The organism is Paraliobacillus quinghaiensis (genome assembly GCF_003426025.1).
In the GTDB taxonomy this organism is placed as follows: domain Bacteria; phylum Bacillota; class Bacilli; order Bacillales; family Amphibacillaceae; genus Paraliobacillus_A; species Paraliobacillus_A quinghaiensis.
The window spans coordinates 22,971-46,484 of the sequence record NZ_QJSH01000007.1; the positions used below are offsets into that span (position 1 = coordinate 22,971).

17 protein-coding genes and 1 pseudogene are annotated in these 23,514 nt (G+C 35.1%); 15 read left to right on the forward strand and 3 right to left on the reverse strand.

The annotated features are described in order from the left end of the window. Positions 1-171: 171 nt before the first annotated feature. The 6 genes from D2K40_RS06385 (at position 172) to D2K40_RS06410 (ending at position 7,129) form a co-directional block, all read left to right on the forward strand. A complete protein-coding gene (locus D2K40_RS06385; RefSeq protein WP_117154101.1) occupies positions 172-1,419 on the forward strand; it encodes a dicarboxylate/amino acid:cation symporter in 1,248 nt (415 codons plus the stop codon). 159 nt (positions 1,420-1,578) lie between these two features. Beyond that, positions 1,579-2,505, forward strand: coding sequence for an ABC transporter ATP-binding protein (locus tag D2K40_RS06390; RefSeq protein WP_117154103.1), 927 nt, complete (start codon positions 1,579-1,581; stop codon positions 2,503-2,505). Further along, positions 2,498-3,466 carry an ABC transporter permease gene (locus D2K40_RS06395; protein WP_117154105.1) on the forward strand — a complete coding sequence of 323 codons (969 nt, stop codon included), beginning with the start codon at positions 2,498-2,500 and terminating at the stop codon, positions 3,464-3,466. Before D2K40_RS06390 ends, D2K40_RS06395 begins: the two co-directional genes overlap by 8 nt. Before the next feature lie 89 nt (positions 3,467-3,555). After that, positions 3,556-4,251 carry a response regulator transcription factor gene (locus tag D2K40_RS06400; RefSeq protein WP_117154107.1) on the forward strand — a complete coding sequence of 232 codons (696 nt, stop codon included), beginning with the start codon at positions 3,556-3,558 and terminating at the stop codon, positions 4,249-4,251. Position 4,252: 1 nt separating this feature from the next. After that, positions 4,253-5,638 carry a sensor histidine kinase gene (locus D2K40_RS06405; protein WP_117154109.1) on the forward strand — a complete coding sequence of 462 codons (1,386 nt, stop codon included), beginning with the start codon at positions 4,253-4,255 and terminating at the stop codon, positions 5,636-5,638. Positions 5,639-5,731: 93 nt separating this feature from the next. Continuing rightward, positions 5,732-7,129, forward strand: coding sequence for a sodium/glutamate symporter (locus D2K40_RS06410; protein ID WP_117154111.1), 1,398 nt, complete (start codon positions 5,732-5,734; stop codon positions 7,127-7,129). Between the two features lie 66 nt (positions 7,130-7,195). On the opposite strand, the gene D2K40_RS06415 is transcribed toward D2K40_RS06410, so the two are convergent. Then, entirely contained in the window at positions 7,196-7,432 is a 237-nt protein-coding gene (locus tag D2K40_RS06415) for an HPr family phosphocarrier protein (RefSeq protein WP_117154113.1), read from the reverse strand. 389 nt (positions 7,433-7,821) lie between these two features. Here D2K40_RS06415 and D2K40_RS06420 point away from each other — a divergent pair, with 389 nt between their 5' ends. Continuing rightward, positions 7,822-10,605, forward strand: a complete 2,784-nt coding sequence (locus tag D2K40_RS06420; protein WP_117154115.1) for a glycoside hydrolase family 3 C-terminal domain-containing protein — start codon at positions 7,822-7,824, stop codon at positions 10,603-10,605. A 94-nt stretch (positions 10,606-10,699) separates the two neighbouring features. On the opposite strand, the gene D2K40_RS06425 is transcribed toward D2K40_RS06420, so the two are convergent. After that, positions 10,700-11,446: a DeoR/GlpR family DNA-binding transcription regulator gene (locus D2K40_RS06425; RefSeq protein WP_117154117.1), complete on the reverse strand. Its 747-nt coding sequence runs from the start codon at positions 11,444-11,446 to the stop codon at positions 10,700-10,702. Positions 11,447-11,617: 171 nt separating this feature from the next. Here D2K40_RS06425 and D2K40_RS06430 point away from each other — a divergent pair, with 171 nt between their 5' ends. The 8 genes and pseudogenes from D2K40_RS06430 to D2K40_RS06465 all read left to right on the forward strand — a co-directional run bounded on the left by D2K40_RS06430 (position 11,618) and on the right by D2K40_RS06465 (position 20,227). Continuing rightward, the gene (locus D2K40_RS06430) at positions 11,618-12,325 is read left to right on the forward strand and encodes a ribulose-phosphate 3-epimerase (protein WP_117154118.1); all 708 of its coding nucleotides are present in this window, start codon (positions 11,618-11,620) and stop codon (positions 12,323-12,325) included. Next, positions 12,326-12,886 carry a 6-phospho-3-hexuloisomerase gene (hxlB, locus tag D2K40_RS06435; protein WP_205417563.1) on the forward strand — a complete coding sequence of 187 codons (561 nt, stop codon included), beginning with the start codon at positions 12,326-12,328 and terminating at the stop codon, positions 12,884-12,886. Between the two features lie 45 nt (positions 12,887-12,931). Beyond that, the gene (locus tag D2K40_RS06440; RefSeq protein WP_117154119.1) at positions 12,932-14,098 is read left to right on the forward strand and encodes a mannitol-1-phosphate 5-dehydrogenase; all 1,167 of its coding nucleotides are present in this window, start codon (positions 12,932-12,934) and stop codon (positions 14,096-14,098) included. Between the two features lie 36 nt (positions 14,099-14,134). Continuing rightward, the gene (locus D2K40_RS06445; protein WP_117154120.1) at positions 14,135-14,572 is read left to right on the forward strand and encodes a PTS sugar transporter subunit IIA; all 438 of its coding nucleotides are present in this window, start codon (positions 14,135-14,137) and stop codon (positions 14,570-14,572) included. 158 nt (positions 14,573-14,730) lie between these two features. Beyond that, positions 14,731-16,170 (forward strand): PTS mannitol transporter subunit IIBC, encoded by a 1,440-nt coding sequence (locus tag D2K40_RS06450; RefSeq protein ID WP_117154121.1) that lies wholly within the window; start codon positions 14,731-14,733, stop codon positions 16,168-16,170. A gap of 70 nt (positions 16,171-16,240) precedes the next feature. After that, positions 16,241-18,247 carry a transketolase gene (gene tkt, locus D2K40_RS06455; protein WP_117154291.1) on the forward strand — a complete coding sequence of 669 codons (2,007 nt, stop codon included), beginning with the start codon at positions 16,241-16,243 and terminating at the stop codon, positions 18,245-18,247. Positions 18,248-18,546: 299 nt separating this feature from the next. Further along, positions 18,547-18,948, forward strand: a pseudogene (gene tnpA, locus D2K40_RS06460) (IS200/IS605 family transposase); the annotation flags it as partial. Continuing rightward, positions 18,941-20,227 carry an RNA-guided endonuclease InsQ/TnpB family protein gene (locus tag D2K40_RS06465; RefSeq protein ID WP_117154123.1) on the forward strand — a complete coding sequence of 429 codons (1,287 nt, stop codon included), beginning with the start codon at positions 18,941-18,943 and terminating at the stop codon, positions 20,225-20,227. The pseudogene tnpA and the gene D2K40_RS06465, both read left to right, overlap by 8 nt. A gap of 106 nt (positions 20,228-20,333) precedes the next feature. Here the strand turns inward: D2K40_RS06465 and D2K40_RS06470 are convergent, their stop codons facing one another. Next, positions 20,334-23,339 carry an efflux RND transporter permease subunit gene (locus D2K40_RS06470; protein WP_117154125.1) on the reverse strand — a complete coding sequence of 1,002 codons (3,006 nt, stop codon included), beginning with the start codon at positions 23,337-23,339 and terminating at the stop codon, positions 20,334-20,336. Positions 23,340-23,514 lie beyond the last annotated feature (175 nt).

The window sequence follows — 23,514 nt, forward strand, 5'->3', positions numbered from 1 at the left end:
TTGTTAATTTTATATTTTAATAATAGAGTCGCATATTTTCAATTTCTTTTACTTTCTCTTATAAGGAAATGAAAGGAAGCTATCAATCTGTAAAGCTATCACGATAAACAAATTCTAGAAATTAAAGAGGTGTTGTTAGGCAAGCGCTTACAAAAAACGGGAGGTTATACGATGAAATTAAATTTAACAACAAAAATATTTATTGGTCTTATCCTTGGTGCAACAATTGGATTAATATTACACTTTACGTCCCCGGACTTATTTGACACAATGGACGCTTACTTCTTTGGTCCACTTGGAACGATTTTTCTTAACTTAATTAAGATGCTCGTTATTCCAATTGTGTTCTTCTCTATTACTTTAGGAACTGCTTCATTAGGCGATCCTAAGAAGTTAGGTCGAATTGGTGGTAAAGCACTTGGTTTCTTCCTTGTAACAACCACTGTTGCTATTACAATTGCCCTTTCTTTAGCTTATATTTTCCAACCCGGTAATACAGGTATTGATACAACTGGCGCTGAATATGAGACAACAGCTGCTCCATCTGTTGTCGATACATTTACAGGAATTATTCCTACTAATCCAATTCAATCTATGGTAGATGGAAATATGTTGCAAATTATTGCTTTTTCTATGTTTATTGGCTTTGCACTAGCGATGCTAGGCAAGAAAGCAGAAAATGTGTACCGATTTGTAGAGCAAGGTAACGAAATTATGATGTATCTGGTAAATATTATTATGAAATTCGCGCCATATGGTGCATTTGGGTTATTAGCTTCTGCGATTGGAAGAATGGGACTAGATGGTGCTCGTGCGATGGGCTCGTATATGATCGTTGTATTAGTTGCGTTATTGATTCATGCAATTGTGACTTATGGTTCAGCTGTTATGTTCATTGCGAAAAGAAATCCATTCACATTCTTTAAAGATTTCTTCCCAGCTATGACAGTAGCATTTAGTACATCAAGTAGTAGTTCAACACTACCAATTTCTATGAAAACTGCGCAAGAAAAACTTCGTGTGCCAGAACCAATCAGCAGTTTTGTTCAACCTTTAGGTGCGACAATTAACATGGATGGTACTGCAATTATGCAAGGGGTAGCAACGATTTTTATTGCTCAGGTTTACAGCACAGAATTATCATTTACACAATTACTAATGGTTGTATTAACAGCCGTATTAGCTAGTATTGGTACTGCTGGTGTTCCAGGAGTAGGGCTTATCATGCTAGCAATGGTATTGAATCAAGTTTCATTACCAGTTGAAGGAATTGCGCTTATAATCGGTATTGACCGTTTACTTGATATGGCACGAACTGCTGTTAACATCACTGGAGATGCAGCATGTGCAGTTGTTATAACTGAGACTGAACAAAAACATGAGACGGAAGCTCCTTTACAAGAGTCCGCATCTTATTAATTAAATGTATTTTATCTATTGAACTAAATCACAAATCACTCATGTAAATGAGTATTTGTGATTTTTTTTGTTTTTTAATACTTTTTTAATAATTCTATAATTAGTACTTAAGCTTTTTTGGCCATAATAGCAGTAGAAGGAAACGAGGAGGTACTAATGATGGAAAGAGAACCGATTATACAATTAAAAGATCTTAAAAAAAAGATAGGCAGAAAAACGATCATACATGGCATTTCTTTGGACTTATACCCTGGAGAGGTTTTTGGTTTTTTAGGTCCTAACGGGGCTGGTAAAACAACAACTATACGTATGATGGTAGGCTTAATGAAAATTTCTGCTGGAGAAGTTTTGATTAATGGTCATAGTGTGCAAGACAATTTTGAAAAAGCAATTAGCTATGTTGGTGGGATTATTGAGAATCCTGAGATGTATAAATATCTTTCAGGGAGAGACAATTTAATTCATTATGCAAGAATGATTCCGAATATAAAAAAAGAGAAAATAGACGAGATTGTAAAGTTAGTTGGTTTAGAAAAAAGAATTCATGAAAAGGTGAAAACATACTCATTAGGGATGCGACAGCGCTTAGGTTTGGCACAGGCTTTATTACATTCACCTTCGATATTAATTCTGGATGAACCGACAAATGGACTCGATCCTGCTGGTATTAGAGAAATTCGTACCTACATTCGTAGAATTGCACGAGAAGAGAATATAACTGTTTTTGTATCAAGTCATTTGCTATCTGAGATGCAATTAATGTGTGATCGAATTGGTATTATTCATCACGGAAAATTAATTAGTGTAGAAGATGTTACAACAATGAAGGAAGATAATTTAGATATTTCAGTTCATTTTGATGTTACGCCATCACAAAAAGCTTTAGATATAGTAAAAGAGGTGCAGCCAGATACGCAACCTTCCATTAAAGAAAACTGGTTGACTGTGCAACTGAAAAAGGATGAAATCGCTAATTTAAATAAAGTTCTTGTTGATCAGGGAATAGATGTTTCAGGGATATATGCTGAACAAAAAACATTAGAGGAAAAATTCTTAGAAGTAACTGGAGGCGATAGCCATGTTTAATATCCTGCGACTTGTTCAAAACGAAAATTTAAAAATATATAAGCGTATGAGTACGTGGATTATGATCAGTTTGCTCATTTTATCAGTTGTGATTGGTGGTATTGCAACAAAATTTTTAATGAATCCGAATGATGGTAATCCAGAAACAAATTGGAAAGAGGAATTACAAGTACGTAACGAGCAACTCCAAATGGATATTGAACAAATAGAAAATGCAGTTGGAGCTGGAAGTGCGACGAAACCACTGGAAGAAGAAGTTTTAATAAATAATTATCGAATTGAAAACGATATTGCGCCAGTGGAATCAGAAACATTATGGGGATTTATGATTTCAGCTCCAAACTTCACAACATTTGCATCGTTATTTGCAATTGTTATAGGGGCGGGGATAGTGGCATCTGAATTTTCTACAGGAACAATTAAATTACTATTAATACGACCTGTTAATCGCTATAAGATATTATTATCGAAATATCTTGCAACACTCCTATTTGCTTTTTTATTAGTACTGTTAATATTTATAACCGCCTTCATTGTTGGAAGTATTATGTATGGTTTTCAAGGAATTGACTTACCTTATCTTGTTTACACAGAAGGACAATTTGTTGAAAAAAACATGCTTAATCATATTATTACGTTATTTGGACTAAATAGTGTTAATTTAATTATGATGGTTACTTTTGCATTTATGATCTCAACAGTATTTAGAAGTAGCTCATTGGCAATTGGCTTATCGTTATTTTTAATGTTTACTGGCCAACAAATTGTCATGTTACTAAGTCAATATGATTGGGTTAAATACATTCTTTTTGCTAATACGGATCTCACTCAATACTTTAGTGGTAGTCCAGTGGTAGAAGGTATGACGCTAACCTTTTCTGTTACAATATTAGCTGTATATTTTCTCTTCTTTAATGTTGCCTCTTGGGTAATCTTTCAAAAAAGAGATGTAGCAGCATAACCTATTAAAGATATTAGGAAACCTATTGTGTGTTAGGTTTCCTTTATTTTTTTAACGCTATATAATGAAAGGAGACGAGGAGGATCAGCATGTATGAAGACAGAATATTAATTGTAGAAGATGAAAAGGAAATTGGTGATTTAGTAAGGGATTATCTTCAAGCTAGTGGCTATGAGGTAATGCTAGCACATGATGGGGAAGAAGGCTTACGTCTATTTCAGAAGAGCCAACCGATTTTAGTTGTGCTAGATGTCATGCTTCCCAAAATAAATGGAATTGATGTTTGTCGTTCGATTCGAGAGGAATCCACTATTCCTATCATCATGATTAGTGCTAAAAAGAGTGAGACAGATAAAATTATTGGTCTTGGGATTGGCGCGGATGACTATATTGCCAAACCGTTTAGCCCTGGTGAACTAGTAGCTAGAATAAAGGCACAGCTACGCAGGTATAAAGATTTTGCTACCTCTAAGGAAAGTTCTTTGAAATTTGGTGATCTTGTTATAGATGAAAAAGGATTTATGGTCATGCTAGCTGATAAGAAGGTAGAACTTTCGGCAAAAGAGTTTCAAATTTTGATTTTTCTGGCTAAGCATAAAGGTCAAGTTTTTTCAAAAGAGCAACTCTTTGATAAAATTTGGGGCTTTGATAGCTATGGTGATATGAGTGCTGTAACAGTTTATATTCGGAAAATAAGAGAAAAGATTGAACAAGAGCCATCAGACCCACAGTATATAAAAACTGTGTGGGGGGTTGGGTACAAATTTGACGGGAGTTCTAAGTAAGATGGGTTTAAAAGGAAGACTATTAACTGCATTTACCACAATCATATTGTTACCTATCTTAACAGTAATAGGAATATTTAATTACTTTTCTTTTACGATGGACGAGGTCACTCAAGAGGAAAATGAAGCGATTGATACCTTTCATACGTCTATCAATCAGATAGTCATTGACCACTTTGACCAATTAGATAATCAAGAAGTTTTTTATCAAACTATTAAGCCAACGATGGACAAGTATAATGTGCAAATCATCGTGCGTACTTCTGATAATAATGAGGTGTTATTTCGATCTTCCAACTTTGATACACAAGACTCTAATTCATATCTCTTTACAATAAGACAATCTCAGATACAAACAGCAAACGGCTCAATAGCTAATATTGAAATGAAATCAGTTTCTCCTGAGTTAGAAGGAACGCAATCATTTAAGGACGTTATTACAAACATTGTTATTGGGTTTGGAAGTGGACTCCTTGTCTTGATTATACTAGTAGTTGGATGGACATTTTACATATCACGAACAGTATTAAATCCAATAAAACAAATATATACTGCGACAGAAGAAGTGCAAGAAGGGAATATGGACTATCCTATTCGCTACTACAAAAAAGACGAAATTGGCCGATTTATCCATGGTTTTAATTTAATGAGGGACCACCTAAAGCAATCCTTTGCGAAACAAAGGCAATACGAAAAAAATAGAAAAGAGCTAATCGCAAATATCTCTCACGATTTACGAACACCATTACAATCAATTAAAGGATATGTAGAAGGTATTAATGATGGCATTGTAAAAAATGAGGAAATGAAAAAAAGATACTTGCAAGTTATCTTATCAAAAACAGAACAGTTAGATCGATTAATAGATAATCTGTTTGAGTTTTCTAAGATAGATTTAGATCAGTTTGTTGTTGATAAAAGATTAGTAAATAGTGAAGCCTTTTTTACAGAATTGTTATCAGACGCAGAAACGGATCTAGCACAGAAAGAGGTAAAGTTAATAGTTGAAAAACCTATTCCCTCTTTAATACTTGCTATTGATAGCATGCGAATTGAACAAGTTATAACCAACCTTTTAGATAATGCTGTTAGCTATGGTGGGACTCTTGTTCAGGTCAGCATACAAGAAGACAAACAAAAGGAATCTCTTCATGTACACATAAGAGATGATGGAAACGGTATTGCAACGGAAGATTTGCCAAACATCTTTACAAGATTTTACCGTGGAGAAAAATCAAGATCTAGAGAGCTTGGCGGTACGGGTTTAGGTTTAGCTATTGTAAAAACTATTATTGAGGCTCACAGTGGAACAATTTCAGTTGAAAGTGAAGAAGGAGTAGGGAGTGAATTCACGTTCTCGCTTCCAGTTATTGATAAAACAGAATAAAACAAATACCAGTTAGGTTTAATGCAACTAGTAGTGGGAATGTTATATGAAATATCTGTTGAATTGTAAGTTGTCAGTAAGGAGGCTGATTTTTTGGAATTTCAGCCGTTTCTTATTGCTCTTTTCTTCTTAAGTCTATTAATATTGATAGGTAAATGGCTTAAAATAAAATTAACTATATTTCAAAATTACTTCATTCCTACCTCAATTATTGCGGGATTTATTGGTTTAATCTTAGGACCCCAAGTTCTGGGTACATATGGGCCTAGTAACCTTCCTTTTTTAGAAGATGGCTTATTTACAGCTGAAACAATTCGTATATGGCGTACCATGCCAGAGATTCTAATAACAATTATTTTTGCTGCCCTTTTTCTAGGTAAGTCTATTCCTAATATAAAGGAAATTTGGATTAAGGCTGGTCCTCAAGTTTCATACGGACAGACTGTTGCTTGGGGACAATATGTGGTAGGGATCATATTAAGCCTTGTAGTATTGACGCCATTTTTAGGATTACCACCTGCAGCTGGCGCCCTGATTGAAATTAGTTTTGAGGGTGGACCGGGGACAGCGGCAGGTTTAGCGAGTACATTCGAGTCGATTAATTTTTCTGAAGGGGCAGACCTTTCACTAGGTTTAGCGACAATTGGTGTTTTATCTGGTGTGATCACTGGAGTAATTGCAATAAACTGGGGAGTTCGTAATAACAAAACTAGCTATGCAAAGCCACCTTCTGAATTGTCATCAGAAGAAAAACAAGGAATTATTACCAATGAAGATACGGCATCAGCAGGTTCATTAACAACGTTTTCTCAGTCAGTAGAGTCACTTACTATTCATACAGCATTTATTGCATTCGCAATTGGTGTAGGGATGTTAATTCAAATTATTTTAGTACAAACCGAAGAACTAATATGGGGATCCTTGTTCAACGTATACATTATTGAGTATGTTCCTTTGTTTCCTATGGCCATGCTAGGTGGTATCATTACACAGGTGCTTTCAACGAAGGTGTTCAAGTATAACATTATTAATCGAAGACTGATTGAGCGTCTACAAGGTCTTTCGCTTGATTTATTAATTGTGACAGCTGTATCAACATTATCGCTTACGGTTATAAGTGAACATATTGTTGCTTTTTTAATAATCGCTGTTACTGGTATAGCATGGAATATCACAGCATTTGTGTTGTTGGCACCGCGGATGATACCAAGCTATTGGTTTGAACGTGGTGTTGTCGATTTAGGGCAATCAATGGGTATGACAACAACAAGTTTATTGTTATTACAAATTGTTGATCCTGAAAGAAAGACGCCTACGTTTGAAAGTTTTGGCTATAAGCAACTTCTGTTTGAGCCAATAGTTGGCGGCGGTTTGTTCACTGCCTCATCATTACCGTTACTCGTTCAGTTTGGACCATATCCTGTTCTTATCATTACAGGCGTGCTATTTGTATTCTGGCTTATTGTTGGATTACGTCAGTGGGGTTATTAAGGTTTACTAAAAAAGATGGACGAAGGTTTTTAAGCCTTGTCCATCTTTTTGTTTCACTACAGTATATTACTTACGTCGTTTGACAAAGAGTCTCATTTCCTCAACCAATAATCTTGAATTGACATCATTATCAAATACTAATTTAAGCTCTTTGTTAAATGGAAGTGTATAAAGTGCAAGAATCGTTTTTGCATCAACCATTTGATCGTCGTTATGTATCCAAATGTCAAAAGAGTAATTTGTTGCGATCTTGTTTAATTTGACAACATCATCTTTTTCTTTAAATTGAAATGGAATAATCATTGTTTAATCTCCTTTTATAAAATTATTATAATTTAAATAATGCTATCTTAATATGACACATTAATGTCTATTTATACATACCCTTTTTGTTGAGTAATAAAACAATTTAAAATGTGCTGATCACAGGTATTTGATTTAATGATAGCATGAGAGATACATGGCTTGTTTTATCCCGGTGTAATCGTCCTTAAAATTCCCACTGATTGAAGGTTCACTTTATATGATTTTTCATTTTGTTTTGTAGCTGTCATATGTAATCGTTTTCTGTTAATATAAATAGTAGAATTAAATAATTTAGGTTGATTTTAACCTAGCTATTCGCTTTAGGATAGCAACACAAACAACTAGAACATTGATGCGAGATGCATTAAAAAGTCGGAGGGAACAAAGTGAACAACAACAAAATAGGTGTTCCGTTAGAGGGTTTTGCTGAATTTAGTAGAAAAGCTGCAGCAGAAGGTGCTGTTCTACTGAAGAATGAAGGACAAGTTCTTCCTATTAAAGAAGAGGAAAGTATTTCTGTTTTTGGTAGAACACAAATCGACTATTATCGAAGTGGAACAGGTTCAGGTGGTAGTGTAAATGTTACATACACGACGAATCTTTTAGATGGGCTTCGAAATAAAAGTAAAATAGCGGTAAATGAAGATTTGGCAAATACATATGAAAAGTGGATTGAAGAGAATCCATTTGACAACGGTGGTGGCGGCTGGGCTGCAGAACCATGGTTTCAAAAAGAAATGCCTTTAACAGACGAACTGGTAATAGATGCAAGAAATAAATCTGATAAGGCTATTGTTGTTATTGGGCGTACCGCTGGAGAAGACCAGGATAATGCTGATTCTCCAGGTAGTTATCAATTAACAGAAGAAGAAAAAGACATGTTACAACAGGTTACGAAACACTTTGATCAGGTAGCTGTTGTATTGAATGTATCGAACATTATTGATATGAATTGGGTCAATGATCAAAATCATGTTAATCCAATTAAGAGTGTTATTTATACTTGGCAAGGTGGTATGGAAGGTGGTAATGCTGCAGCTGATGTATTAGTTGGCGATGTTACACCGAGTGGTAAATTAACGGATACAATTGCTTATTCTATTAATGACTATCCGTCTACAAGTAATTATGGTAACGAGCTGGTTAACTATTATCAAGAAGATATTTATGTAGGATATCGTTATTTTGAAACTTTTTGCCCTGAAAAGGTCCAGTATGCATTTGGTTACGGGTTATCTTATACAGAATTTGAGATAGAGCCGATGGAAGCAAGAAGTGTTACGAAAGATGGAGAAAAGTATATTGAATTTGACGTTACAGTTAAAAATATCGGAGAAATGTTTGCGGGTAAAGAGGTTGTACAAGTTTATTATGAAGCACCACAAGGAACACTAGGTCAACCATCTAAAGTATTAGGCGCATTTGATAAGACAAAAGTGTTGCAACCAGGAGAAACACAAAAACTAACTATCGACTTAGCTGTTAATAGTATGTCATCGTATGATGATAGTGGCATAACTGGTAATCTATCTGCTTATGTCTTAGAAAGTGGTGTGTATAACCTTTATGTAGGTAATAGTGTGAAAGACCTTGTGCAAGTTGGAATCGATGGTGAAACAGGTTATTTAGTAGAAGGACTTGATGTCATTGAACAATTAGAAGAAGTATTAGCACCAACTGCAGATTTCACCAGAATGAAACCTGGTGTACAAAAAGAAGATGGTTCATATGAAATAACATATGTAGAAGTTCCTAAACAAAAGACATCCCTAGCTGAGCGTATCAATGATAATCTTCCTGAAACGATTGAACAGACTGGAAAACAAGGTTATACACTAAGTGATGTATATGATAAAAAGATAACTATGGAGACCTTTATTGCACAGTTAACAGATGATGAATTAGCTACAATTGTTAGAGGCGAAGGAATGAGTAGTCCTCTAGTTACACCAGGAACTGCTTCAGCTTTTGGTGGTGTGAGTGACAGTTTATTTAATTATGGTATTCCGGTTGGTTGTTGTGCAGATGGTCCGTCAGGTATTCGTATGGATAGTGGGCATAAAGCAACGCAAGTTCCAATTGGCACATTACTAGCTGCTACTTGGGATGTTAAGTTAGTAGAAGCACTGTATGAAATGGAAGGTCAAGAATTATTAAGTAATAATATAGATATGTTATTAGGACCTGGATTAAATATTAGACGGAGTCCATTAAATGGTCGTAACTTTGAATACTTTTCAGAAGACCCACTGATTACGGGGGCTTTTGCTGTGGCTAACGCTCGTGGAATTGTAAAAGGTGGAGCGCACGCAACATTGAAACATTTTGTTTGTAATAACCAAGAACATGCGCGTCACAAAGTGGATGCGGTTGTTTCTGAACGTGCATTAAGAGAAGTTTATTTAAAAGGATTTGAAATGGCGGTTAAACATGGTGAAGCTAAAGGTGTTATGACATCATATAACCCTATTAATGGACATTGGGCAGCTTCTAACTATGATTTAAATACTACTGTTCTTCGTAAAGAATGGGGATTTAAAGGCATTGTTATGACTGACTGGTGGGCAAAAATGAATGATTGTATTGAAGGTGGTCCAGAAGATATAAAGAATACAAACTTTATGGTTCGTGCACAAAATGATTTATATATGGTAGTGAATAATTATGGAGCAGAAGTGAATGCGTCCGATGATAATACGATTGCATCTTTAAAAAATGGAACACTAACACGTGGAGAATTACAGCGTAATGCCATGAATATTTGTGATTTCTTAATGCATGCACCTGTATTTTTCAGAAAACAAGAGGTTGAAGAAGTGGCTAAGTTTAAAGCAAATTCATCTCTCGCGCCAGAAAAAGTGCAAAATATATCTCAAAACGCAAAAGTAAGCACTTCATCATCAGGATCAACTTTTATGAAAGTAGAAAATCCAGGTGAATATCGTATTATTGTTAAAGTAATGTCACCAGGTAGTGATTTAGCTCAAACGGCCTGTAACGTTCTCGTAAATGATCAGTTGATGACAACAATTCAAACCAATGGTACAGACGGAAAATGGATTAAACAAAAGCTTATCAAAGTTGAACTTGAAGAAGGGTTATATGAATTAAAACTCGATTTCATCAAACCAGGTATGCAAATAGATTGGATAGAATTCAAGAAAATCTAGTAATTGATAGAAAAACCTAATTGAATAATTAAAATAAGTCCTACAACAGAATGTTCTTTGTTGTAGGACTTATTTGGTTAATGTCGTTTAATTGTTAAATTACGGTTACTTGCTGACTGTCGTATAACTTTTTAATGTCTGGGTTAACATCTTCTGTTATTAAATAAGTTAATACATTAGTTGGAGTTATAATGTGATTTGAAAAGGTACCTAACTTATCTGAGGTTACCATCCCTAGAATCTCATTGGAAATGGATACCATCTTTCTTTTAACTGATGCTTCAGATAAGCTTGGTACGGTTATTCCAATGCTAGGATCTATCTTATGTATCCCCATTATATATAAGTCTGCCCGCATATTATTTAGAGCGTCCACGGTATCTATTCCTAAATTCACCATAGATTCCTTAAATAAAGTTCCACCAATCATAATAACTTCAATTTGTTCGTGATTAGATAATGCCATAGCTATTGGTGGACTATTTGTTATAATAGTTGCCTTTAAAGTGAGGGGAAGTTGATTGACTAAATTTAAATTAGTTGTTCCACCATCAATTAATATAACCATGTCTTCATTTATATATTCTAATGCTTTTGCGGCTAGCTTTGTTTTAACTTCATTAAGCATATGTTGCCTCGTTGAAAAGTCCACAACTGGTGGTCCTATTCTGAGAGCTCCACGGTGTACTCTTCTAATTAAACCTATATTATCCAATTCTTTAAGATCTCTTCGAATAGTATCCTCTGAAACCTCTAGTCTTTGACTTAAATCACTAGCAATAACTTTTTGTTCTTCATTTAAGATTTTTAAAATTATTTGTTGGCGTTCTTCTTTTAACAAGGACTTTACACCCTCTATCATTATTTTAGTATATCTATATATTAACACCAAATTGAAATAATTAAAAACATGCACGTACATGCAAAAATAACATATAAAAAATGCAAGAAACCCTTTACATTTTAAAATAATCGTTTTATAATTAAAAAAACAGCAAAGGGAGGCGTAAACGTGCATAAAAACGAAATAGTTATAGCACCTTCAATAATGTGTGCAGACTTATGCAATTTAGAAAAAAGTATTAAGGAAATTGAGAGTGAGGGTTTAAATACTTTACACATAGATGTGATTGATGGGGCGTTTAGTCCTAGTATGCCATTAGGAATTGACACCATTAAACAGTTAAGAAAGATTACAGATATGGATTTTGATGTTCATGTTATGGCAAATGACAATGAATATTTTATTCAAGAGATGTTAGAAATCGGTGTTCAACAAATCTCTTTTCACATTGAAAGTAGCACCCATATCGATCGATTTGTAAATTTAATAAAAAAGAAAGGTGTAAAAGTTGGCATTGCACTTAATCCAGCGACACCATTATCACAATTAGAATACTTATTACCTCAATGTGACACTGTCCTGTTAATGTTAATTAATCCAGGATTTGCAACTGATAAAAATGAAAAGCAAGTATCATATGCAAATGAAAAAGTTAGAGACCTTTATAAAATGATAAAAGAAAAGGGATTAGATACAAGTATTGAAGTTGATGGTCGAGTATCTTTAGAATCTATTCCAAATTTAATTGAATCTGGTGCTGATACATTAGTTGCCGGCAGTACAAGTTTATTTATTCCTAACAAAAGTATAAAAGAAAATAAAAAAGTTATGGAAGAGTCAATTCTAAAAGGATTATCACTAAGGGAGGAAAAGTAAATGATTAATTACGAGGATATCCAGAAAGAAATTACAAGTGAAATTTCAGATACATTAGGTCAAATTAATAATGATGACGTTATCAAGTTATTAAGAAAAATAGAAAAAGCAGAAAAGGTATTTTTTGTAGGAGTTGGAAGAGTAAAGTTATCTTTAGAAGCAATCGCAAAACGCTTAGCCCATTTAGGAATAAAGACATATGTTGTGGGGCAAATTACTGAGCCGGCGATCACTGAAAAAGATCTATTGATTGTTGGATCAGGAAGTGGTGAATCTGCTTTCCCGCTAATTATTGCAAAGAAGGCAAAACAATATAAAGCTGAAGTTGCTCATATTGGTGCGAACCCAGACTGTTCTATGAAGCAGTATTCTGATCATTTTGTAAGAATTCCTGTTAGTACAAAACTTCAATTACCAAATGAAATTCCTTCTGCTCAACCAATGACAAGTCTATTTGAGCAAAGTCTACTATTGTTAGGGGATACTATTGCATTAATGATGGTTAAAGAACAAAATATCGATATGCATAAACTCTGGGAGTATCATGCAAACTTAGAATAATAGCAAATAAATTTAATTAAATAAATTGCTATAGGGGGGGTAACGGTGCAAGCATTACACTTTGGAGCGGGGAATATTGGTAAAGGCTTTATAGGTAGTTTATTGAATAAAACAGGTTACGATGTTTGTTTTGTTGATGTGAATCAAGAAGTGGTTGATAATTTTAATCGCAATAACAGATATTTAGTAGAAATATTAGATGATAATCATACAATTGAAGTTGTTTCACCAGTTACAGCATTAAATGGTGCTTTGCAAGTAGAAGAGGTTGTTGAAGGTGTTATAAACGCGGATATTATTACAACCTCAGTAGGGATTGATAATCTTTCTCGTATAGCAAAAGTTATTGCGACAGGCCTTTTAAGACGTCTGAAAGAAAATAAGGATAAATTAGATATTATTGCAAACGAAAATGCTGTTAATGCTACAACTACTTTGAAACAAGAAATAGCAAAACATGTATCAGAGAAAGATATGGAGGAAATCATTTTAAATGTAGGGTTTCCAAATTCCGCAATTGATCGACTAGCTTTATCTAAGGAAAGTGATACAGATGAAATTGCTTTAGTTGAACCTTTTTATGAATGGGTTATTAATAAAAAAGAAATGGTTAATTTGAATTCACCTCCAATAAAAGGTGCTCTATATGTTGATGACTTAAATCCGTATATTGAAAGAAAATTATACTCTGTGAATATGGGGCATGCCACAGCTGCATATATAGGATTCATTAACAATGAGAAAACTGTTCAAAGCGCATTGAGTAATCCAGAGATCGAGGAATTTGTTAGAGGTACATTAAATGAAACAGCTCAATACTTGATTAGAAAATTTGAGGTTAATGAAAAAGATATGAATGATTATATTGAAAAGACATTAAGTCGATTCAAAAATAAAAATGTTAAAGATGATGTCTTAAGAGTAGGAAGATCACCTATAAGGAAATTAGGTTGTGGTGAACGTTTAGTAAAGCCAACACAAGAACTGTTAAAGCATGAGTTACCGGTAAATCATCTGATAAAAGTAATTGCAGCTGCATTTTTGTTTGATAATCCAAAAGATGAAGAATCGAAAACTTTAAAACAATATGTTAGAGATAACGGAATAGATAACGCGATAGTTCATTTTACTAAAATAGAAAATGAGAGAATAAGAAATGCAATAATAGAAAATTACAATCATTTTAAAAATAATAAGGAAATGTTAATATAAATATCTTATATCTTACTTTAGAAAGGATATGTTGTAATGTTAAGTAAACATTTGGAGAGTAATGTTGTGTTCTCAAAAAGAGTGTCATCATGGGAGGAAGCGATAAAAGTAGCTTCTGAACCTTTGTTAAATAAAGATTTTATTAATCAAAGTTATGTTCGAGACATGATTGAAAATGTGCACAAGTATGGACCATATATAGTGATTATGCCTGGAGTAGCAATGCCCCATGCAAGAAATGAGGGTGGGGTTATCAAAACAGGGATCTCCTTTTTGAAATTAGACACTCCTGTTTTGTTTCCGGAAGAAAAAGAGGTTGGCATCGTAATAGTTTTAGCAGCTGAAGACAGTTCAGGGCATATGGATTTGTTATCCGATTTATCTTCTTTATTAATTGAAGAAGATATTAAATATAAATTGGAGAATGCTCAGAGTGAGGAGGAGATAATTAACTTAATTAAAATGGTAGAGTGATTCTGTGTTTTGAAATTCTTATAATAACGGGGAGGTTTTAGTTTAATCATCTAATTATTTTATATTTGTAATAGAGTATTAAGTATTAGAGTTATATCTTTAATCGTAGGTACCTGTTTTCATAATTAACTTATAATAAAATTGAAAGGATGATATAAATGTTAACTGAAACGCCAGTAACACAGAATTCTAAGTCGAGTCCATCAATCCGTGCGCGTATCCAAGCAGGAGGCGGTTTCTTAACGAATATGGTACTGCCTAATATTGGAGCATTTATAGCATGGGGTATTCTAACAGCGTTGTTTATACCAACTGGTTGGATTCCAAATGAAACTTTAGGTTCAATGGTTGGCCCAAGTATAACATATCTACTACCACTATTATTAGCTATTACTGGAGGTAAAATGGTTGCTGGGCAAAGAGGGGCTGTAATGGGTGCTATTGGTGCCATGGGCTTAATCGTTGGATCAGATATTCCGATGTTTTTAGGAGCAATGATAATAGGTCCATTGGGTGGATTACTTATTAAAAAGTTTGATAGATTAATAGAGAATAAAATTCCTGCTGGTTTTGAAATGGTTATCAATAATTTTTCAATTGGTATTTTAGGTTTTCTATTAATGCTAGTTTCATTTTCTTTTATTGGCCCAGTTATTGAATCTGCAAATCAATTTGTTACATCTGCAATTGAAGCTTTAGTGGCAACTGGTTTTCTACCATTACTTTCTTTAATTAACGAACCTGCAAAGGTATTATTTTTAAATAACGTAATTGACCAAGGGATTTATTACCCACTAGGTATGCAACAGACTCTTGAAGCAGGAAAGTCTATTTACTTTACCGTAGCTTCTAACCCTGGTCCTGGTCTTGGCTTACTTTTGGCATTCACCTTTTTTGGTAAGAAAGTATCTAGAAGAACTGCACCGGGTGCAATCATAATTCACTTCTTTGGTGGTATCCATGAACTATATTTTCCATACGTACTAATGAAACCACTTACAATTTTAGGTATGATAGCGGGTGGAATGTCTGGTATTGCAACGATTCAACTATTTGGAGCTGGACTTGTTGCTGGACCTAGCCCAGGGTCAATATTTGCATATCTTGCATTAACGCCTAATGGAAGCTTTACAGGCATTATTTTGGGTGTAATAGTAGCTACTATAGTTTCTTTCATTGTTACTTCTATAATATTAAAACTAGACAAAAAACCTGAGGTTGAAGAAGAGTTAACTAATTCAATCGAAAAATCTAAAGCTATGAAATCAGAAGGAAAGAATATTCTAAACTCTTCTGAAGATGTTTCAAATCAAAGTAGTGGAGTTGAAAAAATTTCTTTTGCCTGTGATGCAGGTGCTGGAAGTAGTGCAATGGGTGCTACAACCTTCAGAAAAAAATTACAAAAAGAAAATATAAATGGTATTGAAGTCAAGCACTATAGGATTGAGGATGTTCCTAAAGACTCTGATATTATAGTCGTACACAAAAACCTCTTAGATAGGACAAAAATGTCATTCGCTGATAAAAAAATTATAAGTATTGAAAATTATATAGGAGATCCAAAGCTTGAGGATTTAATTAACGAGCTTAAGGGGTAATCTTGCAATGTTTATAGAAAGACAAAAATGTACTAATGCATATTAGATAGTAAGTGAAGGGATGATGTTATTGTTCGATAAGACAGATCACTTAGCGGTAAATACGATAAGAACATTAAGTATAGATGGTATCCAAAAGGCGAATTCAGGTCACCCAGGCTTACCCCTGGGGGCTGCGCCTATGGCATATGTTCTATGGACGAAGCATTTGAAAGTAAATCCTAAAAATTCAAATTGGTTTGATAGAGATCGATTTGTTTTATCTGCAGGACATGGATCGATGTTGCTTTATAGTCTGTTACATCTTTCTGGATATGATGTAACCATCGAAGACCTTAAAAATTTCCGGCAATGGGGAAGCAGAACACCAGGGCATCCAGAAGTCAATGATACTGATGGTGTTGAAGCAACTACTGGTCCACTAGGACAAGGGTTTGCTAATGTCGTTGGCATGGCTATGGCAGAAGCTCATTTAGCTGCATTGTATAATAAAGAAGATTATAATATTGTTGATCATTATAGTTATGCACTTTGTGGTGACGGGGACTTGATGGAAGGCGTATCGTCAGAAGCGGCAAGTTTAGCTGGGCATTTAAAACTAGGGAAACTAATTGTTCTTTACGACTCAAATGATATTTCTTTAGATGGTCCAACTTCCAAAGCATTTACTGAAGATGTTGGAAAACGTTTTGAAGCATACGGTTGGCAATATCTATTAGTTGAAGATGGAAATAACTTAGAAGAGATCAATGCAGCTATTGAGATGGCAAAGTTAGAATCTAATAAACCAACAATCATAGAAATAAAAACAGTTATTGGCTTTGGTGCACCAAATGCAGGAACCAACGCGGTGCATGGAGCGCCATTAGGACATGAGGGTATAAAAACTACAAAGGAATTCTATGGTTGGAAAGATGAAGATTTCTTTGTGCCAACAGAAGTGCAAGACCGATTTAAAGCAACGGTCGAAGATAGAGGACTAGACGCTGAATTGGAATCGGAAAAGATCAGGGGTGCATATCGGATAGATCATCCTACTCTATCCAAGCAGTTTGAATTATCACTGACCAATCAATTGCCTAATAATTGGGACAATGAATTGCCAGTATATTTAGAAAGTGATCCTGGTGTGGCCTCTCGCAAATCTAGTAATGAAATATTAAATATACTTGCAAGTAGGGTTCCTTTTTTATGGGGCGGATCAGCTGATTTATCATCCTCTAATAATACGATGATTGCTGATGACAAAGATTTTAGTGACGATCAGTTTGAAGGTCGAAACATTTGGTATGGTGTACGGGAATTTGCGATGGGCGCAATCGCTAATGGAATCATGCTTCATGGGGGAACTAGAACATATATTGGAACGTTCTTTGTTTTCTCAGATTATCTTCGGGCGGCTGTCCGTTTAGCAGCTATATCGCACTTGCCTGTTACTTATGTCATGACTCATGATTCTGTCGCAGTTGGTGAAGATGGAGCAACTCATGAACCTGTTGAACAGTTATCAAGCTTTCGTTCTGTACCGAACTTATCTATCATTCGTCCTGCTGATGGGAATGAAGTCACAGCAGCATGGCGTATTGCGTTGAAAGCACAAGATCATCCGACTATGCTTGTGTTGACTCGACAAAATTTACCGGTTTTACCTGGGACGGGTGAATTAGCAAAAGAACATGTCGAGAAAGGTGCGTATGTTCTTTCTGCTCAACAAGGAGATAAGCCAGAAGGAATCTTGATAGCTACAGGATCAGAAGTACAGCTTGTACTTGAAGCACAAAAAGTATTAATAGAAAAAGGACATGACGTTTCTGTTGTTTCTATGCCTAGTTTTGATTTATTTGAAAAGCAAGAAAAAGCGTATAAAGAAAGTGTGTTTCCAAGCGATGTGATAAAGCGTGTTTCTGTCGAAATGGGATCAACATTTGGATGGGAGCGGTATGTTGGACTTGGTGGCACTACAATAGGTATCGATCGGTACGGTGCTAGTGGCCCTGGACCAACTATCATAGAGAACTATGGATTTACAGTTGAAACAGTTGTAAACGCCTATAAAAATTTATTTAAGCAAATCTAGTAATTGAATAATTTAAATAAGTCCTACAACAGAACGTTCTGTGTTGTAGGACTTATTTGGTTATTGTCTATATTTTAGGCAATAGTCGATTCATCTCGTGACTTCAGTCATGAGATGAATCGACTTCGGACAAGGGTTAGCTTCTGCTAACTCAATTGTCCGACATTTTATTTCGGAGCAAAAGCCACATGTGATATTTAAAAGAGAATAAAAACCATTCATAAATCAACGCTTTTCTATATTCATGTGATAAAATGAACATGAGGTGATAGCCGTGTCAAAAGTTATTTACGGCATTAGGATATGTCTATTCGCTTCAATACCATCTCGTGTGTTGTGTAAAGTACAGAAGAAAGGTCCTTGTCGATGAGATTGAACAATCGTTGAAAGACATTCTTAGTGAACTTTGCAAAGACCACGAGATAACGATTGAAGAAATGGAAACGGATAAAGACCATATTCATATGTTGATTTCCCTAAAGCCCCAGCATTATATCCCCACTGTTGTGAAAACCTTAAAGGGGCATTCAGCTAGGAGATTATTTAAACGCCATCCTGAAATCAAGGAATTTCTTTGCAGAGGTCATTTGTGGAATCCTAGCTATTTTATCGCAACAGTTAGCGAAAATACCGAAGAACAGGTTCACGGATATATCCAAAACCAAAAAGAAAAAATGATTGGAGGTGAAACCAATGCTTGAATTAGTAAACCGTGGCTATGTGTATCGTGCTATCCCTATTTCTGATGAAGTAGAAACGTATTTGCGACAGTGTTTTGGTGCAGATAGAAAGATGTATAACCTTCACGTTGCCTATCTATATAACTACTTGGAAAAGAACGAGTATCAAATTGGTGACAAACTACCTTCTTTAAAGAAGATGGGTATGCCGACTGTTTCTGCATTTAAAAAACAATCCGTAAGTGACGATAATCTAGCCTACTTGTATCTTGTAGATGCCTTTGCTTCTAACGAAGCAAAGCAACACTTCAACAAGGCAATTACAGCCTTTAATAAAATTGCTTATAAAAAACAATACAAAAAAGCTGCCTTGAAACGTCAGAAGAAACTAGGGATAGAACCGACATTTCGTGATTTAAAAGGAATGCCCAAATTCCATGCTCGTAAAGGTAGCAAAGCTAGCTACACAACATTTAACCAAAACGGAAATATCTATATGGAAAATGACATATTATATCTTCCATCGGCGCAAAAGTCTTCTGTGAAAGCCGTTGGGTTGAAGTTACATACACATAGACCATTGCCACAAGGTAGTAAAATTAAAAATGTAACGGTTACTATGAATACGAAAGGACAATTTGACGTGTCTATTTGTGTTGAATTTTCAAAGGAAATTACAAGCATTGGCGCACCAATTCGCATTATGGGACTAGATTATTCTCAATCTCATCTTTTCGTAGATAGCGAGGGTAAGAAAGCCAATTATCCGCAATATTATCGAAAAATGAAAGAACGTCTAGCCAAAGAACAACGCATATTGTCACGCAGAGTGAAGGGCTCTAATCGTTGGGAAAAACAGCGACTAATTGTTTCAAGCCTACAGAACAAAGTTGCAAACCAACGAAAAGATTGGCTTCATAAGAAAGCCTATGCTCTTGCGAATCGCTATGACATGATTATAGTAGAAAACATAGACCTTCGTGCGATTGGACAAAACAAGCATTATGCCAAAAATCAGCAAGATAATGGGTTTGGTAACTTCCGCTTGTATATAAAATACAAACTGGAACAGCAAGGAAAATACTACGTCAAAGCACCGAAAGGTTTTGCGTCTACACAATTATGTTCCACTTGTAGTCATAAGAATACGGCACTAAAAGGCAATGTAGCTGTTCGTGAATGGGATTGCCCTTCTTGTGGCGCACATCTTGACCGAGATATTAACGCTGCGTTCAACCTTAAACAATATGGGGAACGGTATACTAAAGATAAAATTCTACCACAAATAGTTGTGGCTTAAATTATAAAAAACAGGTTGCTTGGAGCCTAAACAGTACCTCTAGCGTGGTTTAAAGGGCAAGACACTAGTCTTGTTGTCCGCTGTGAATTCTAAAGGTCTTAAGACCTTACAAGCCCGTGACTTCAGTCATGGGTTGTTGACTGACTAATCGATAAACTGCTGGGATTAGTAATAATGTTATAAAGGTTGCAAACAATAAACCAGAAATTATTACCGTAGCCATAGGAGCTTGGTAGTTACCTGAAGTTCCCCCTGCTAGTGCTAGTGGAAGCATGCCGCCAGCTGTGGTTAAGGTTGTCATTAAGATTGGACGGATTCTATCTTTACCAGCATTGATTAGGGCACCTTGAACGTCATATCCATCCTTTCGTAATTGATTGGTTCGATCGATAAATAGGATAGCATTATTTAAAACGATTCCTATTAACATGACAATCCCCATACCAGAAAGAACACTAAGTTCACGTTGCGTCAAGAAGAGTCCTCCAATGACTCCAACTATTGTCATTGGAATGACAGACATAACGATAAGTGGCTGAATTAAGTGGTTAAATTGTACTGCCATTACTAAATAAACTAAGAAAACGGCAATTGCTAAAACAATAATCATTTCTTGCATTAATTCTTGTTGTTGCTCTAAGCCTCCAGAAACAGTAATGCTATAACCTGTTGGTGGCTCAAATTCATCGATTAGTGCTTGCACTTCACGGTTGATTGATCCGAGGTCTTTATCCTCAATATCTGCTGAAATAGACAGATAGCGTTCACCATCGGAATGGTTTATTACATTCGGTGTGTTTACTTCTTTAAGCTCTATAAAGTCTTGTAATTTTTTCTCTCCTAAAAGGGTAGGGATAGTTAGATTGAGCACATCCGATTTTGTTTTTGTTTTTTCATCCCACTTTATAGTGACCGGTATATTCTCTTCCATATAGCTCATTTGTGAAATAGGTATGTCTAAAAATGCCTGTTCCAGATACTGCTTTACTTGATTCTGAGTTAAGCCTGCTTTTTCTATTTCACTTTGATTTAGTTTAATCACTTGTTCTGGAGAAGTACGCTCCATGGAGTTGGTAATACCAACAAGCCCTTCTATACTATTAAGCTCTTTAATAAACGTTGCCGCAAGTGTTTCTAACTTTTCAAAATCATTTCCTGTAATATTAACTTGAACAGGGTTACCAGCACCTCCGCTCATTGCATTTTGGACACTTTTTATAGGGTATTTGTCTTTAAGACCCCGTAGTGAACGGAATATCTCATCATTTACATCTGCTTGCTTTCTCGTAATATTGTCCTCTTTTGTCATATTAATGATGGAGTACAGCATGCCTCCACTATCCATCACATAATTGGTTTTAACATCTTGAACCGTACTTAGTTCTTCATTTATTTTTTGAACTAGTTGCTCTTTTTCTTCAGGAGAGAGCCCTTTTTCTACATCGATCATTATCTCAGCATAACGATTAAAGAAATCAGGCATGATGGTCATTGGGATTTTAGTGACCAAAAATAATGAACTAACGAATATAACTATAAAAGTACCAATAATCGCTAGGCTATGACGTTTTTTTCTTACTGCCCAAGAAACAAGCTTACTGTAGACTTTAATAAAACGATTATGACTTTTCACTTTTTTCCTGTTACTTAGTTTCAAAAAGTTCTCGGAAAGAGCGGGTATTAGTGTAAATGATACAATTACGGAACTTATTAATGTAATTGCCACAACAATGGATAGTATAATCATAAACTGCCCGATGTCCCCACCTAACATGGCTATAGGTAAGAAAACAACAATAGTTGTTAACATAGATGCTATTACTGCGGTTGCAACTTCTTTTGTTCCACGAATAACTGCAATAAATGGTTCTAAGCCTTGTTCTTTTTTGCGATAAATAGATTCAAGTATCACAATGGATGAGTCCACCATCATGCCAATCCCTAAACCTAATCCAATTAAAGTAAGGATATTAAAGCTATACTCAAAAAACCACATTGCTGTAAAAGTAAGTAACACAGATGTTGGAATAGCAATACCCACAATAAAAGTGGCGCGAATGTTCCGTAAGAAAAGGAGTAAAATCACAATTGCAATAACGCTACCTATTATGATGTTTTTAGATACACCATTAATTGATTCGCTGACATAATCGGCTTGTGCCACCATTTCATTTAAATCAAAGTTTTTAACTAGATTTTCTTGTCGTATAATGTTAACCTCTTCACGAACTGCTTCAGCCATGTCAATTTGGGTAACTTCTGAAGTTCGACCCACTTGAACAAAAATTAAATTCTTAGTTCCGTCCTTCCATACATATGAGGATCCTTCGATTGGCTGAAAAGTTATTAGAGCAATGTCTTCTAATGCTATAAAACCATTTTCGGTACGGATTTTAATATTTTTGATATCGTCAATATCATTTAGTTTTGTAGTCCAACGAAGGGAAGATATCTCATCACCAGATTGTATCTCACCAATTGTTGCCTCGTTATTTAATTGTTGAATTGTTGCTATCACATGGGTGATATCGAGGCCATGTGTGTTTATTTTTTCACGGTTAAGTTCAATTGCTACTTCGTGTTCTATGCCCCCGTCCAATAAAACATCATGGACTTCAGGTAGAGCTTCTAGTCTGGGTTCAAGTACATCTTTTGCAAAGGATGTCATCTCTTCCATTTTTCCGTTAGAGATATCCATAAAAAATTCATAGTTCTGAGTAGTTCCTGACTGACCAGTTTCAATCCATTGAATTCCTGACATTTGAGTAGTTGAAGAGTTAACAACTGCTTCTACTTCTTCATAAATTTTAGAACCTTTGCCTTTTTCTAAAGTGAGCTGTAATGAACTCGTTCCAATATTGGTAGTTGATATAATCCCCTCAACTCCCTCAATGGATAATAGTTCTTGTTCTAGTGGGTTTGTAATGTTCCGTTCCACTTCGATCGCCGACATTTCACCTGCACCAATTATGACATATGCTCCATCAAACACGATAGCTGGCAATAATTCTTTGTCTGACTTAAATACTGCGAAACTTCCGACTATTAGTGTTAAAACAACTATTAATCCAATTAATATTTTCTTTTGTACAATAAACTTCACCACATTCATATGATTCCTCCATCCATTATCAAACTTATTTTTGCTCACTAAACTACATTTACGCATTACCTTTATCCAATATGTATCTTACCTCTAACATGTCAGCATAAGAATGTACTTAAGTTGTATTTTTGTTAAGTCTTTAGACGTAGACTGCAAGATATGGTGTGGTGATTTAATGATT

What these genes read in the sequence shown, in the direction of transcription:
- D2K40_RS06385 (WP_117154101.1), top strand. Translation starts at nt 172, where the DNA reads ATGAAATTAAATTTAACAACAAAAATATTTATTGGTCTTATCCTTGGT.
- hxlB (WP_205417563.1), top strand. Translation starts at nt 12,326, where the DNA reads ATGATTAATTACGAGGATATCCAGAAAGAAATTACAAGTGAAATTTCA.
- D2K40_RS06400 (WP_117154107.1), top strand. Translation starts at nt 3,556, where the DNA reads ATGTATGAAGACAGAATATTAATTGTAGAAGATGAAAAGGAAATTGGT.
- D2K40_RS06470 (WP_117154125.1), bottom strand. Translation starts at nt 23,339, where the DNA reads ATGAATGTGGTGAAGTTTATTGTACAAAAGAAAATATTAATTGGATTA.
- D2K40_RS06390 (WP_117154103.1), top strand. Translation starts at nt 1,579, where the DNA reads ATGGAAAGAGAACCGATTATACAATTAAAAGATCTTAAAAAAAAGATA.
- D2K40_RS06395 (WP_117154105.1), top strand. Translation starts at nt 2,498, where the DNA reads ATGTTTAATATCCTGCGACTTGTTCAAAACGAAAATTTAAAAATATAT.
- D2K40_RS06415 (WP_117154113.1), bottom strand. Translation starts at nt 7,432, where the DNA reads ATGATTATTCCATTTCAATTTAAAGAAAAAGATGATGTTGTCAAATTA.
- D2K40_RS06465 (WP_117154123.1), top strand. Translation starts at nt 18,941, where the DNA reads ATGCTTGAATTAGTAAACCGTGGCTATGTGTATCGTGCTATCCCTATT.
- D2K40_RS06445 (WP_117154120.1), top strand. Translation starts at nt 14,135, where the DNA reads ATGTTAAGTAAACATTTGGAGAGTAATGTTGTGTTCTCAAAAAGAGTG.
- D2K40_RS06450 (WP_117154121.1), top strand. Translation starts at nt 14,731, where the DNA reads ATGTTAACTGAAACGCCAGTAACACAGAATTCTAAGTCGAGTCCATCA.
- D2K40_RS06405 (WP_117154109.1), top strand. Translation starts at nt 4,253, where the DNA reads ATGGGTTTAAAAGGAAGACTATTAACTGCATTTACCACAATCATATTG.